17 protein-coding genes are annotated in these 12,980 nt (G+C 68.1%); all 17 read right to left on the bottom strand.

Translation table 11 applies throughout. The features are described from left to right. A partial coding sequence (locus tag L6D75_RS26815; protein WP_176518084.1) for a CsgG/HfaB family protein occupies positions 1-776 on the bottom strand: 776 nt, incomplete at its 3' end. Between the two features lie 33 nt (positions 777-809). Continuing rightward, positions 810-1,223 (bottom strand): curli assembly protein CsgF, encoded by a 414-nt coding sequence (locus L6D75_RS26810; protein WP_176518085.1) that lies wholly within the window; start codon positions 1,221-1,223, stop codon positions 810-812. Next, entirely contained in the window at positions 1,220-1,612 is a 393-nt protein-coding gene (gene csgE / locus L6D75_RS26805; RefSeq protein WP_176518086.1) for a curli production assembly/transport protein CsgE, read from the bottom strand. Before csgE ends, L6D75_RS26810 begins: the two co-directional genes overlap by 4 nt. Beyond that, complete coding sequence (locus L6D75_RS26800) at positions 1,609-2,136, bottom strand: type II secretion system protein (RefSeq protein WP_176518087.1); 528 nt, start codon at positions 2,134-2,136, stop codon at positions 1,609-1,611. Before L6D75_RS26800 ends, csgE begins: the two co-directional genes overlap by 4 nt. Next, positions 2,111-2,485 carry a type II secretion system protein gene (locus L6D75_RS26795; protein ID WP_176518088.1) on the bottom strand — a complete coding sequence of 125 codons (375 nt, stop codon included), beginning with the start codon at positions 2,483-2,485 and terminating at the stop codon, positions 2,111-2,113. The genes L6D75_RS26800 and L6D75_RS26795 overlap by 26 nt, the downstream gene beginning before the upstream one ends. Positions 2,486-2,490: 5 nt before the next feature. Continuing rightward, positions 2,491-2,964 (bottom strand): type II secretion system protein, encoded by a 474-nt coding sequence (locus tag L6D75_RS26790; protein ID WP_176518089.1) that lies wholly within the window; start codon positions 2,962-2,964, stop codon positions 2,491-2,493. Next, complete coding sequence (locus tag L6D75_RS26785) at positions 2,961-4,835, bottom strand: secretin N-terminal domain-containing protein (RefSeq protein ID WP_176518090.1); 1,875 nt, start codon at positions 4,833-4,835, stop codon at positions 2,961-2,963. The genes L6D75_RS26790 and L6D75_RS26785 overlap by 4 nt, the downstream gene beginning before the upstream one ends. Next, on the bottom strand, positions 4,832-5,341 hold the full coding sequence (locus L6D75_RS26780) for a hypothetical protein (RefSeq protein ID WP_176518091.1): 510 nt from the start codon (positions 5,339-5,341) through the stop codon (positions 4,832-4,834). The genes L6D75_RS26785 and L6D75_RS26780 overlap by 4 nt, the downstream gene beginning before the upstream one ends. After that, the gene (pilO, locus tag L6D75_RS26775; RefSeq protein WP_176518092.1) at positions 5,341-5,904 is read right to left on the bottom strand and encodes a type 4a pilus biogenesis protein PilO; all 564 of its coding nucleotides are present in this window, start codon (positions 5,902-5,904) and stop codon (positions 5,341-5,343) included. Before pilO ends, L6D75_RS26780 begins: the two co-directional genes overlap by 1 nt. Beyond that, positions 5,891-6,433, bottom strand: coding sequence for a PilN domain-containing protein (locus L6D75_RS26770; protein WP_176518093.1), 543 nt, complete (start codon positions 6,431-6,433; stop codon positions 5,891-5,893). The genes pilO and L6D75_RS26770 overlap by 14 nt, the downstream gene beginning before the upstream one ends. Next, positions 6,433-7,215, bottom strand: coding sequence for a hypothetical protein (locus L6D75_RS26765; protein ID WP_176518094.1), 783 nt, complete (start codon positions 7,213-7,215; stop codon positions 6,433-6,435). Before L6D75_RS26765 ends, L6D75_RS26770 begins: the two co-directional genes overlap by 1 nt. Beyond that, the gene (locus tag L6D75_RS26760; RefSeq protein ID WP_176518095.1) at positions 7,196-8,881 is read right to left on the bottom strand and encodes a GspE/PulE family protein; all 1,686 of its coding nucleotides are present in this window, start codon (positions 8,879-8,881) and stop codon (positions 7,196-7,198) included. Before L6D75_RS26760 ends, L6D75_RS26765 begins: the two co-directional genes overlap by 20 nt. A gap of 61 nt (positions 8,882-8,942) precedes the next feature. Continuing rightward, positions 8,943-9,476, bottom strand: coding sequence for a response regulator (locus L6D75_RS26755; RefSeq protein WP_176518096.1), 534 nt, complete (start codon positions 9,474-9,476; stop codon positions 8,943-8,945). A gap of 238 nt (positions 9,477-9,714) precedes the next feature. Then, positions 9,715-10,356 carry a SurA N-terminal domain-containing protein gene (locus tag L6D75_RS26750; RefSeq protein ID WP_176518097.1) on the bottom strand — a complete coding sequence of 214 codons (642 nt, stop codon included), beginning with the start codon at positions 10,354-10,356 and terminating at the stop codon, positions 9,715-9,717. Positions 10,357-10,368: 12 nt separating this feature from the next. Continuing rightward, positions 10,369-11,871 carry a cytochrome c/ABC transporter substrate-binding protein gene (locus L6D75_RS26745; protein WP_176518100.1) on the bottom strand — a complete coding sequence of 501 codons (1,503 nt, stop codon included), beginning with the start codon at positions 11,869-11,871 and terminating at the stop codon, positions 10,369-10,371. Positions 11,872-12,004: 133 nt separating this feature from the next. Continuing rightward, positions 12,005-12,661 (bottom strand): SCO family protein, encoded by a 657-nt coding sequence (locus L6D75_RS26740; RefSeq protein WP_176518098.1) that lies wholly within the window; start codon positions 12,659-12,661, stop codon positions 12,005-12,007. Continuing rightward, a partial coding sequence (locus L6D75_RS26735) for an SCO family protein (protein ID WP_176518099.1) occupies positions 12,658-12,980 on the bottom strand: 323 nt, incomplete at its 5' end. The genes L6D75_RS26735 and L6D75_RS26740, both read right to left, overlap by 4 nt.

Raw genomic sequence — 12,980 nt, 5'->3', positions numbered from 1 at the left:
AAGCGCCGCTCGATCCCTTGCGCCAGCAGGTGCCCCACCGCGGCCTCGATCGCCGACAGCACGCACAGCTGCGCCGGTTCGTTGGTGGTGTAGCCCACCTCGGCCTCCAGCAGCTTCTTGAACTCGATGAACTTGAACACCCCCGCGCTGCGCCCCACCGAGTAGATGGTCTTGCTGGTCATCACGTTGGCCAGCACCTGCCCGGTGCGCACGTCCACCGCGCGCAGGTTCACCGTCACCTGGTCGACCCGGTACTCGCGGGCGATGTCGATGCCCAGGTAGCGCGCGCCTTCCCCGCCGCTGCGCACGTTGGTGTCGTAGGCGATGATGCCGCCCTCGAGCATCAGGTTGGCCGCCTGCAGCGGTGGCAACTCGGCCAGGATGTTTTCTGCCACGTCAGGCTTTTTCTGCGAGGCGCGGATGATCTTGCGCTCGGTCAGCAGGTTCTGCAGGCCCTCGCGCTCCAGCACCACGAACCAGCCGCTGGCACTCAGGGCGTCCATCAGCATGCTCGCCGCCCCTTGGGTGACGCTGGTGGAAAACGAGCTGGCCGGGGTGGGCTTGTATTGCCCGGTCTGGTCGCGAAAGCCATACACCACCGCCATCAGCCGGCCCTTGGGGCGCGGCATGTTGATCAGGTCGTAGTAGGTCGAGGCGCGTGGGGTCAGGGTCGGGGTTTCCGAGTCCTGTTCGGCCGACATGGGTTCGCGCAGGCTGCAGCCACTTTGCAGGCCCAGGGCGGTGACGATCAGCAGCGTGCTCAGCAGACGTTTCATGGTGTTCTCTCCCCAACATGAAGCCCTTCCCTCTCAGGGGTTCAGGCCGCTGACCTCGATGACCGAGATTTCGCCGGTGGCGCGGTCGGTGACCTTGATGCTCAAGGCCCCGGAGTCGTCGATCACGTCGATCAGGAACGAATCGGTGGCCATGCTGCCGGTGCGCCCATTGCTGATGTTGTCCAGCAGCTGCGACAGCATCCGCGACTCCAGCTGGTTGCTGAAGCGCTCCAAGGCCGTGGTGCCGGACAGCGACGAGGCGCGGTCCTTGAGGTCCGGGTCGTCGTAGTCGTTCTGCGCCTGGGCGTTGTTCAGCAGCCAGGTGCCATTGAGCGGGTTGCCACCGAACGCCGGGTTGACCGGGGTGTACACAAGCTCGGTGGCCTGGGCGGTGCAGGCGCAGGCCACAAGGCCTGCCGCGATGCAGTGCAGGGTGCGCGGGTTCATAGCTCGTCCCTCTCCAGGTCGGTGGTGTCCTGCAGCAGGCGCTGCAGCTTGCGCTGTATCACCTCCTGGCGCACCAGGTCGGCGGCCGCGATGGCCTGTTCTTTCAATTGGGTGACATTGGGTGGCAGAAAGCGCCGGTACAGCACGTCACGGTCGAACTCCACCGTGACCAGGCTGCCCCAGCGCGCATCCGGGCGCTCGCGCACCACCAGGTTGAAATCCAGGCGGCTGGTGGCGCGCAGGCGGTCGGCGAAGTAGTAGTAAAAGTCGTGGCCGATGTGCGAGATGGTGTTGTCGACGATGAAGCCTTTCATCTCGTCCTCGGCATCGGCCTGCGCCACGCCGCAAGCCAGCAGCAGGCCCAGGCAGAACAGGTTGAGCCCTTTCATGGTTTGCCTCCCGGGCCGCCATGGGTTTGCGCGCCGGCGGCGCTTTCGTTGAACGCCTGTTCGGCCACGAACTGCCAGTCGCTGTAGTGCTCCAGCCCTTCGAACCCGGCCCACTGGCTGTCGAAGCCGCTGCGCTTGAACGGGGTGGCGTCCGAGCGGCTGTGCACGCCGGTGATACGCCCGTCGATCGAATGCAACAGGCCCCAGTCGTCGCTGCCGGTGATCGGGTCCGGGTAGAGCCTGCGCAAGTGGCGCCGGGCCTGCGGGAAGCGGTTGTCTTCGAGCAGCTCGGCCAGCGCCTGGGGGTATTGGGCCAGGCCTGGCGAGGCGCGGTAATAGCTGCGCAGGGCCTGGGCATACTGGCCGCCCACCCACAGCAGCTGGCGCTCGTGCTCGCGCTGGGCAACGCTGGACCACAGCGCGCCGCTGGCGGCCAGGGCCATCGAGCTGGCCGCGATCAGCAGCAGCACACCCAGGTAGGTGAAACCGGCGCAGGCCTTACCATTGAGCGAAGAGGCTGCCATCACGCGCCCTCCCTGTGGCACCACTCTTGATATCGGCCACCCCGCCCGCCACGCCTTCGGGCGGTGGCACCAGCTGCCAGGCGTCGCTGCGTTCGGTGATCGGGTCGATCGGGGTGTTGCGCAGGTAGCGCTGCTCCACCAGCTGCTCCAGCGAGTCCGGGTAGTGGCCGGTGTCGCCGTAGTAGTGGTCGAGCGCCTCGCGCAGCACCGCCAGGCTCTGGCGCAGGGTGGCTTCGCGGGCGCTCTGCAGGCTGTTGAAGTAGCGCGGCATGGCGATGGTCATCAGCGTGGCGATGATCGCCATCACCACCAGCAGTTCAATCAGGGTGAAGCCGCGGCTGCGTTTCATGGCCGTCACCATTGCCCGTAGGGGATGTTGTTCAGGCCTTTGCCACGGGCCTTGGAGTACACATCGAAGACATCCTCGCCTTCACGCGGGTTGTCCGCGCTGCTGGCGTAGGTGCGCAGGCCCCAGCCGCCGTCGTCGTCACCCTTGGCCGCCAGCAGCGGGTCGTGGGGGATGCGCCGCAGGAAGTAGAACTTGGCGCCCTTGGCACTGCGCACATCGCGCACGCCATCGACCAGCACCTGCAGGTTCGGCGGGTAGCCGCTGGCATCCAGGCGCTTGTCGATATAGCCGGCATCGAAGGCACGCTTGTAGGCGTCGATGGCATCGCGGATCTGGTACAGCGCCTCGCGCAGCTGCTGCTCCTTGCCCCGGCGCACCACGGTCTCGGTCAGCGGCGCGGCCATGCTGGCGAGCAGCCCGAGCAGGGCCAGGGTCAGCACCACCTCGATCAGGCTGAAGCCCCGGGCGCGGCGGTTCATGGCCGTGGGCTCCGGGTGGCCGGCACCACCGCCATCTGGCTGTCGATCACCGGGGCGCTCGATTCATCGCTGGGCGCATCGGCTGGCAGCGCATTGGCCGGCGCCGGCTGGGCCAGCTGGCGCACCTGCATGCTCGACTCGGTGCCGGTGGCGAACTCCATGTCCGACGGGCTCTGGTACGGCAGGTTGCGCACGATGCGCGGGGTGATCGCCAGCACCAGCTCGCTCTTGCTCATGTCGTCGCGGTTGCTGCCGAACAGCCGGCCCAGCCCTGGGATATCGCCCAGGCCCGGGATCTTGTTGCCACTGGAGGTCTTGTCGTTGCGCACCAGGCCCGCCAGCACCTGGGTTTCGCCGTCGTGCAGGCGCAGGCTGGTCTGGGCATTGCGGGTGTCGACCTGCACCGGGATGGTGCCCTGGCGGGTCGGCTCCAGCGGGGTGGCGTTGCTGACTTCCAGCGCCACCTTGATCGCCACTTCGTTGTTCAGGTGCACGGTGGGCTGCACTTCGAGCTTCAGGCCCACGTCCAGGTAGGTGACGCTCTCGGTGATCACCGGCCCTTGCGTCGAAGGCACCGAGGTGGCGCTGATGATCGGCACCCGCTGGCCGATGTGGATGCGCGCCTGCTCGCGGTTGCTCACGCGGATCACCGGGCTTGCCAGGGTGTTGATGTCCTTGTCCGAGGCATTGATCTTGGCTTGCGGCGCCGGCGCGATGCTGATGCGGCTGGAGTTGATGCCTCGCAGCTGGTCGAGCACGCTGACCGGGTTGCCGTCATCGGTCAGCACGCCGAAGGTGTTGGGCCACTGCAGGCCGAGGTCGAGGATGCGCGAGCGGGCCACCTCCATCACCTCCACTTCCAGCACCACTTCGGGGTTGGACTGGTCCTGGGACTGCAGCAGCTTCTCGGCCATGCGCACGGCGTCGGGGGTGTCGCGCATGGTCATGGTGTTGAGGCGTTCGTCGACGAACACATCGCGGGTCTTGAGCATGGTCTTGACCATGTTCAGCGCGGTATTGGCGTCGATGCTGGTCAGGTAGAAGGTGCGCATGACCAGTTCCTGGTAGTCCTTGGTCTTCTGCGGCGAGTCGGGATACACCAGCAGGGTGTTGTCGTTGACGATCTTCTGGCGCAGCTGGTTCTGCTCCAGCAGCAGCGCCACGGCGTCCTCGATGCGCACGTCGCGCACGAAGATAGTGGCCTTCATGTCCGGGCGCAGGTCCTTGTCGAAGATGAAGTTGATGCCGGCGACCTGGGCCAGCACCTCGAAGATGGTCTTCAGCGCAGCGTCGCGAAACTCCAGGGTGACCGGGCGCTCCAGCTTGCTGCGCAGTTGCGGGAACGGCTGCGCGGTGCGCGCCTGGACGTTCTCGATGTCGCTGCGCAGCATGATGCCCTTCTGGTTTTGCGGGTCCAGGCGCAGCACTTCGCGCATGTAGCGCTCGGCACCGAACAGGTCGCCCTGGCGCAGGGCCGCCTGGCCCAGGGCCACGCGGTCGTCGAGGGTGCGCATCAGCTCGAGCTGGCGGATGCCTTCCATGGCGCGGCGGTTGTTGGGTTCGAAGGTGAGCACGCGGCCATAACCGATGCGCGCGCCGGCGAAGTCATGGCGGGCGCGGTCGCTGTCGGCCTGGGTGATCAGCGCCTCGACCGCTTCCTGGCGGCTGTGGGCCAGGGCGATGTTCAGTTCGGTGTCGCGCGGGTCGTCGCGCAGGGCCTCTTCCAGGCGGGCGATGCCGGCCTCGTACTGGCCTTCCTTGAGCAGTGCCTGGCTGTCCTTGCGCACCCCGCTCGAGCCGCAGCCGGCAATGGCCACGCACAGCGCCAGGAGCATGAACGGAGCAGGCTTGAGCAACTTCGATGGCTTCATGGTGCGCTCCCCACAGACAGTGTCTGCGACTGGTGCAACGGCAGGTAGACCAGGTCCAGCTCGTTGGCCGAAACCCGGTCCAGGCGATAGGTGGCATCGATCACGTCGCCTTGGCGCACGACGTAGAGTTTTTCGCCGTTCTGCAAGAACACCTGCAGGTCGTCGCGCTCGCCCAGGCGGCCGACGAACTGGAACGGCAGGGCTGGGGCGGTGGGGGCCGCGACCGCCACCGGGGTTGCGAGCACAGGTTGTTCGCTGACGCTGGCCAGGGTTTGCACGGGGGTCCATTGCTGGCGGGGGAACAGGTCGCGGGAGGGCTGTGCTGGCCTCATCGCCGGCAAGCCGGCTCCCACCGTGGCCAAGGGCGCCGCGGAACCTGTGGCAGTTGGCTTGCCGGCGATCGGCGCCACCTCACCCTCTTCGCCAAACCAGTGCCCCGGCGCCCAGGCCAACGCCCCGGAAAGCCCCAGAAATCCCACCCACAGCACCGCACGCTGAGTGTTCATCACGACCTCGACAGGTAAAGGGTCATGCGCAGGCGCCCATTGAGCTCGCTGTCGCCAATGCGTTTGCGCTGCAGCTCGAGGTCTTCGAGCACCAAGGTCGGCAGCTGGCCGATCAGGCCCTTGAGAAAACCACGAATCTGCGGGTAGCTGCCGCGCACCGGCAGCACGATCTGGTAGCGCGCCAGCTGGGTCTTGGGATCGATGCCCAGGGCATATTCACCGCGGGCCAGGCTGATGCGCTCGGCGCTGGCCAGGTGATACAGGCGCTCGATCAACTCGCTCGCCTCGGGCTGGCCCGGCAGCTGCTGGCGCAGGCTGTCCAGCGCCTGCTGCTCGGGTTTCACGGCAAGCTTCACTTCCCCACGCCGGACCCTTTCCAACTGCACAGCGGCATCCGCCGCGCTGGCCTTCAGTTCGCGCAGCGCCTGCCACTGCGGCAGTACGCCCGCCAGCGCCACGCCCAGTGCCAGCAGCGCCACGGCGGCGGCCGCCAGGGCCACCGGGCCGAGCCGACGCAGCTGCTCTTCGACGATCAGGCGGTTAAACGCGTCAGGGGCGCCCATGGCCGATCTCCCAGGTGGCGGTGAGGTTGAAACGCACCGGATGCTCGGCCTGGCCCGCCACCACCTCGTGGTTGAGCAGCGACACATCGCTGAGCTCGGCGCTCTGTTCCAGGCGCTGGTGGTACTGCAGCATCGCCTCCAGGTTGCGCGCCTCGGCGCTGATGCGTACCTGGCCCTTGCGCGCATCCGGGGTCAGCGAAAGCAGCGCGACATCCTCCTGCGGCTGCGCTTCGAGCATGGCGAACAGTTGCTGCCAGGGCCGCTGCAGCTGCTGCGAAACGCTGCGCATCTGCGCCAGGCGTTCGGCCTGCTCGCGGCTGGCGGCGCTGTTCTGCGGCGCGGCGGTGGCCGGGCGGCGGCCCAGTTGCAGCTCCATGCCGTGCACCCGGGCCTCCAGCTCCACCTGCTCGGCCTGCAGCTGCTGTTGCAACAGCACCAGCACGGCGACCACCGCCACGCCCAGGGCCAGCAGCGACCAGGCCAGCGGGCTGCTGCGCCGGGGCTGGAATTCCAGCTCGAGGCGGCGCATCACGCCACCGCCTGCCACATGGCGCACAGCGGGTCGCTGTGGCTGGCCGGTTGGCACAGCGGCACCGCCGCCAGTTGCGACACCTCGCCGCGCCCGGCGGCATGCAGGTACACCCGCGGCAGGTGCGCGCCGTACAGCTCGCAGGTGCGCTCGATCAACGCCTGCAGCGCCTGGTCGTTATCGGCGCAGCCCTGCGCCAACACCTGCTGCCAGGCGCCGCCGGCCGCCAGCAGCAGCACGCTGCGGCGCGGTTCGGCCAGCACGAAGAGGAAGTCGCCCTGCCCCAGCTGCGCCGCGCAGCGGTTGTAGGCGGCCATCAGGTAGGGCTGCACCGAACGCAGCTGCAGGCGGCTTGCCAGGCCCAGCGCCTGCAGCCCTTGCAGCAGTGCCTGGGGCAGCGCCGTGGCAATGCGCGCAGCGCCGGCAGGCTCGGGCGACAGGACGATGCGCCAGTCATCCAGCGGCTGCCCGTAGAGGTGCTCGAAGCAAGCCCTGGCGTAGCCTTGCAGCTCGCTGGCGGTGCCGATGGCATCGCTCCAGGGCACCAGGCAGAAGCGACTGAAGCGGGCCGACAGCAGCACCTGCAAGCACGCACCGCGCACGGCGTGTTCGGCCAACAGCGCGGCCAGCGCCTGCAAGGCGGCCTGCCAGGCCGGTTGCGCGGCGTCGCCGCTGAAGGCGCGGCTGCCCAGCCATTGCCGTTGGTTGGCATGCCAGCGGCCCAGGCCGACACCCTCGGCGCCAAGCACGGCGCAAAAGCGATCAGGCGATAAATGTGACACGGTTGATCTCCTCAAGGGTGGTACGGCCCTCGCGGACCAGGTCCAGGGCAGAGGCGCGCAGCAGGCGCAGGCCGCGCTGGCAGGCCAGCGCCTTGATCTGCGCCAGCGGCCGGCGTTCGACGATCATCTGCCGCAGGTCGTCGTCCAGGTGCAGCAGTTCGGCGATGGCGCTGCGCCCGCGGTAGCCGCTGCCCCGGCACTGGCCGCAGCCCTGGGCGCGCACGAAGCGCCAGCCGGCCACCGTTTCGCGGGCCAGGCCCGAGGCGGCCAGGGTCTGGTCGTCCACCTTGCAAGGCGTGCAGCAGTGCGGGCAGGCCAGGCGGATCAGGCGCTGGGCCAGCACCGCGTTGAGCGCGGAGACGAAGCTGTAGGGGTCGACCTGCATCTGGCTGAAGCGGCCGATCACATCGAACACGTTGTTGGCGTGGATGGTGGTGAATACCAGGTGGCCGGTAAGCGCCGACTGCACGGCGATCTGCGCGGTGTCCGGGTCGCGAATTTCGCCCACCAGGATCTTGTCCGGGTCGTGGCGCAGGATCGAGCGCAGGCCGCGGGCGAAGGTCAGGCCCTTCTTCTCGTTGACCGGGATCTGCAGCACGCCCGGCAACTGGTATTCGACCGGGTCTTCGATGGTGATGATCTTGTCCACGCCGTGGTTGATCTCGCTGATCATGGCGTACAGGGTGGTGGTCTTGCCGCTGCCGGTGGGGCCGGTGACCAGGATCATGCCGTAGGGCTCGGCGGCCAGGCGACGCAGGGCGCGCAGGGTTTGCTCGGCAAACCCCAGGGCCTGCAGCTGCACGCCGCTGACGCGGTCGGACAGGTCCTGTTTGTCGAGCACCCGCAGCACGGCGTCCTCACCGAAGATGCTGGGCATGATCGACACGCGAAAGTCGATCTGGCGCTCACCGATGGCAACCTTGAAACGCCCGTCCTGGGGCACGCGCTTCTCGCCGATGTCCAGCTCGGCCATCACTTTGATGCGCGAGATCACCTGGTCGGCGAAGGCACTGCCACTGGCTTTGCCGGCGCCGTTGAGCACGCCGTCGATGCGATACTTGATGGTCAGGCCCTGGCCGGTCATGCCCAGGTGGATGTCGCTGGCGTGCTGCTTGAGGGCGTCGTAGAGGGTCGAGTTGACCAGCTTGACCACCTTGCTCTGGTCTTCGCTGATGCTGGTCAGCGACAGCCGTTGCAGGGGGCCGGCTTCCTGGCTGGCTTCGGCGTCGGGGTCCAGCGCATCGACGGCGTGAAAGCTCTCTTCGTGGCGGGCGAGCAAAGTGGCCAGGTCGGCGGCGTGGGCCAGGTACAGCGGCGCGCCTTGCAGGGTGTCGTCGATCCAGGCCAGGCGGGCGTGGTCGAAGGGGTCGGCGAACACGCCGATCAGTTCACCCTCTTGCTCGAGCAATACGAACTCGCGCTTCAGGCACTGGGCCAGGCTGACCTTGTCGAAGCGCGGGGTGCTGGCCAGCAGGGCCTGGCTGTCGAGCACCGGGTAATGCAGAGTCAGGCCGAGGCGGCGCAGGAAGCAGTCGGGGGTTTCGGCGGCCAGGCGTTGCAGGCAGTCGAGCAGGCGCTCGTCGCCGGCTTGCAGGCGGGCCTGGTTGAGCAGCTCGCGGGGGAAGGCTGCGGGGGGCCAAGCGCTGTGATCGGGTACCTGGGACATGGCCTGCGACTCCGCTCAGGGGGCGCGTCGCAGGCTGGCTCAGGCAGGGCTGCGGGCGCCGCTATTCCCCGGTGAGCAGTTGGTCGTCGTCAGGTCCTGGGGGCTTGGCGCCATTACGGCGGCGGTCGGCCAGCACCCAGCTGCCATCGTACAACTGCAAGGGGAACGACTCGTTCCTGTTGTGGCGTCGTTCGACGTACCCTTGGGCTGAATCGTCAGTGGCCCTGCGCCGGCGCTCTATGCCCACCAGGTCGAGGATCGCGCGGGCCAGTTCCGCCAACGGGAACGGCTTGAACAGGACGTGGGTCACTCCCAGTTCGGCGGCCCGCTCGCGGACCTCGACGGTCGGGTGGGCGGTAATCAGCACGAAATGGCACTGCCTGTTCTGGCGCACGGTCTCCAGGACCTGAAACCCCTCCATGTCGGGCAAGCGGTAATCCAGCACGATCACTTGCGGTGCCAGGCGCTCGGCCAGGCCAATGCCACTGGCACCGTCGTGGGCAACATGAACATCCAGGCCTTGCGCCTGCAGGTACGCTTGCAGGTTCTGCGCGAGGGTCTGTTCGTCATCGACTACCAAAACTGTGTTCACCAAGGTCGACTCCCCAATACTGCCCGGTTCCCCGGTCTGCGAAGTACGCCCTTGTACAGGCTTGAGCAGGCTTCGTGCCAGGCGTGAATAGTCATGTTGCACCACCGTAAGTCATTGATCTTGCTGGTATGCCCCAGTGCCGCCAAATCAGCAGAGCCCTCGGTCCCCCCACTTCCGGGGAACCTGATGGCACTTTGCCAAGCCATTATTCCCCAGCATTGGGGCAACGTCATCGGGGTACTCAGTCGGCGATTTCCACTGTAGCCGATTGCCGCAAACGTTGGCGCACGGCTTGGCGCTGTTGGGCCTGCCGTTGCGCCACGAGCGCGTCCCTGGCCAACAGCAGGCCCTGTTCCGGTATGACTTGCGGCTTATCACTTTGGTTCTGCACGTGCTGCAGCATTTGTCGATTGGCCTGGTAGAACGCCTCTACCTCGCCCTGGCTGGGTTCTTCGACCGCGCTGAGCTGGGCATACACCTGCTGCGCGGCGAGTTCGTGGTGCAGGTAGAGTGCGTAGCCAGCCCGGTCGAAACCGGCGTCCGCCAGCCGCTGCTCGAAGAGCGCCGGGCTGGCGAAGGCGGCCTGCAGTTCAGCCATGTGCGCCGCCACCTGCGCCTGGCTGACCACGATGCCGCGGCGCTGGGCTTCCTGCCACAGCAGTTCCTTGTCGATCAGCTCGGCCAGGGCCTGGTCGCGCAGGCGCTTGTACAGGGTTGGGTTGCGGATGCTGCTCAGGGCGCGGCCCTGGGCCTGCAGGTATTCGCTGAAGTAGCGCTCCAGGCGCAGCACGCCGATGTCCACGCCATTGACCCGCGCCGCCGGCACATCGGCCCAGCCCGCCGTGGTGATGGTCAGCAACAGGCACAGCAACAGGGTACGCATGGTGACCTCCGCTCAAGGGGTGTCCGCTACAGGCCGGTACGCGGCGACGGCGGTGAAGCGTGGCCCGGGCAGGCTCACTGCAACCACGTGCGCGCCACTCATGCCCTGGCGCCGGCCGGGGCCGAAGCCCAGCGCCGGGGTCAGGCCAGTGTCGACATCGTGCAGGCCTTCCAGGGCCGCGACCAGGCGCTCGCGGCTGGCGTCGCGGCCGATCTGCTTGAGGGCCTCGCTGAGCAGGCGCAAGGCGCATAGGGTGTTGACCTGCAATGATGCCTGGCGCGGGTCGAGGCCCTGGCGCTGCTGCAGGCCGGCCAGTGTCGCCAGGCCCTGGGCGGTCCAGTCGCTTGGCACGAAGGGATAGGCCAGGAACACCCGCTGCGACCATTGCGCCGGCAGCGTGGCCACGGCCCCGGCCACCTGGCTGGAGGCCGCGAACAGGTAAGGATCGCGCCCTGCCGCCTGCAACGCCGTGGCAAGCTCGGCGAAGGCCTGGGCGCGGCCAAGGAAGACGATGCCCTCGCCCGCCACGGCCTGGCCGGTGAACGCGTGTACCGGCGCGGGCGACCAGCCTTGTTGCTGCAGGCGCGTGCGCACCTGCTCGGCCAGTGCGGCCTGGTCTGCGCCGGCGTAGACCACCCGCACGCCATCGGTGGGCAGGCCCAGGTGGGTGCGGGCGTGGCTGGCCACGCTGAGCAGCTGGCTGGCAAGGCTGGGCAAAGGGTCGAAAATTTGCCCGCTGCCGCCGCTGCGCGGGGTACTGCCAACCAGCGGCACGCCTGCCTGTTCGAGCAGGGCGGCCAGGCGTTCATCGAGCTGCGGTGCCAGCGGTGCCACCAGGGCAAAGACCTGCTCTTCGTCCAGCAAGCGCTGCAGGGCACGCTCGGCAGTGGCCGGGGCTTGGCCGGGGTCCAGCACCACGAGCTGCAGGCGCCGCCCGTTGATGCCGCCCTGCTGGTTGAGTTGCCTCACGCCATCTTCGAGCACGGCGTGGATCACCTGGCCAGCCTCGGCCAGCGGGCCACTGCCGGGGAGCAAGGTGCCCAGGCGCAGCACGCCCTCCTCCACGCCCGGGTCGCGCTCATCGCCCAGGCGTTTGAGGTAGGCGGTGAGGTTGCGCTGGTCGGCCAGGGTCAGCTCGAAGCGCGGCATGGCCGGGTCCAGGCGGTTGCCGGCCGGGTCGATGCCCTGCTCGATGGCGCGCGCAAGGCTCGCCTCGGCATAGGCCGGGTAGCTGCGGCCGTTGGCTTGCCGGGCGCCTTGGCCCAGGGCCAGGCGCTGCCAGTCGAGGCTCGGCGGGCGCACGCCGCCTTCGGTGCGGCCGCGCCCGTCGCGGCCATGGCAGCTGGCGCAGGGCAGCACGCTGGCGGGGACGCTCATGGCGCTGGCGCCGACGCGGGCGGTGAGTTGGGCGTCGCTGCTCGATGCGCCCTCGCGGTAGAGGCGTTTGCCGGCTTGCTCCTGGGGGGTGAGGTCCAGGGCTGGGGTGGGCCCGCAGAGGCAGAGGCCGATGAGCATGGCGATGGCGTTGATGATTTTGATGGCTGCTGGGTTCATGCCGGCCTCTTCGCGGGGCAAGCCCGCTCCCACAAAGTCATCACCCTGTAGACAGGCACTTTGCCCGCGAAGGGGCCGGTGGCCTTCATGAGGGTTACCGCCCTGCCAAAGGTTGGGCCAGCAGCTGCAGGCGCTGGGCAATGGCAACGGGCGGCGCATCCGGGCGGATCTTGCTCCAGCGCTTGCCTGCCACATCACCGGCAATCAACTGCGTCGAATGCTGCTCAGGGCTTGGCAGGAACTGGCCGATGCGCCCCAGCACCAGGTCGACGTTGGCCTTCTCACCGGTCAGGAACAGCCAGTTGGCATGGTCCACGCCCTGCTTGGCGGCAAAGGCCTTGAGCGCTGCCGGGGTGTCGTTGAGCGGGTCGCTGCTGATCGAGACGAAGGTCACCTGGCGGGCCAGGTCCGGCCCCATGGCCTCGCGCACGTCGCGCAATTTGCGGGTAATCAGCGGGCAGGCGTCGGTGCAGTGGGTGAAGATCACATTGAGCATCACCACCTTGCCCTTGAGCACGTCGCTGTAGAAGCGCAGCGCGCGCCCGTCCTGGTCCTCGAGCACGGTGTCGGTGAACCAGGCCTGCGCATCGCGGGTGCCGCCGCCGCTGGTCATCGCCGGCGGTGCCGGCTGCGGGTTGGGTGCGTGGCCTTCGTGGGCCATGGCGACCGACGCCATGATCCACAGGCAACTGGCCAGCACCAGCCAGTCGAAGCTGCGCATGCCCGCCTGGGCCGAGGAGTGGCTGCTCATGGCTGCACCTCTTGTTGGTGTTCGGCGATGGCCGTGCTCTTGGCATGCACCCGGCGGGCGCTGAGGCGGTTGATTTCTTCGACCAGCACCGCCGGGTCGGTGAAGCCGTAGAAGCGCGTCCAGTGGCCGCTGCGCCCGTCGCCGACGAGGATCAGCGGCGGGTGCTGGCTGAGGTCGGCGCTGAAGCTGCCCAGGCCCTTGAGGGTTTCGCTCACGGCGTAGGGCGTGCCGGTCAGCCAGCTCCAGCCGGGGCCGTGCTGGAAGGCCTTGGCGTACTGCTGCAGGCGCTTGGCGTCGTCACGTTGCGGGTCGACGCTGA

Origin of the sequence: Pseudomonas faucium (assembly GCF_021602585.1) — a bacterium.
Taxonomy (GTDB): Bacteria; Pseudomonadota; Gammaproteobacteria; order Pseudomonadales; family Pseudomonadaceae; genus Aquipseudomonas; species Aquipseudomonas faucium.
The sequence above is the reverse complement of the archived record's forward strand: the minus strand, read 5'-3'. Positions and strand labels throughout refer to the sequence as shown.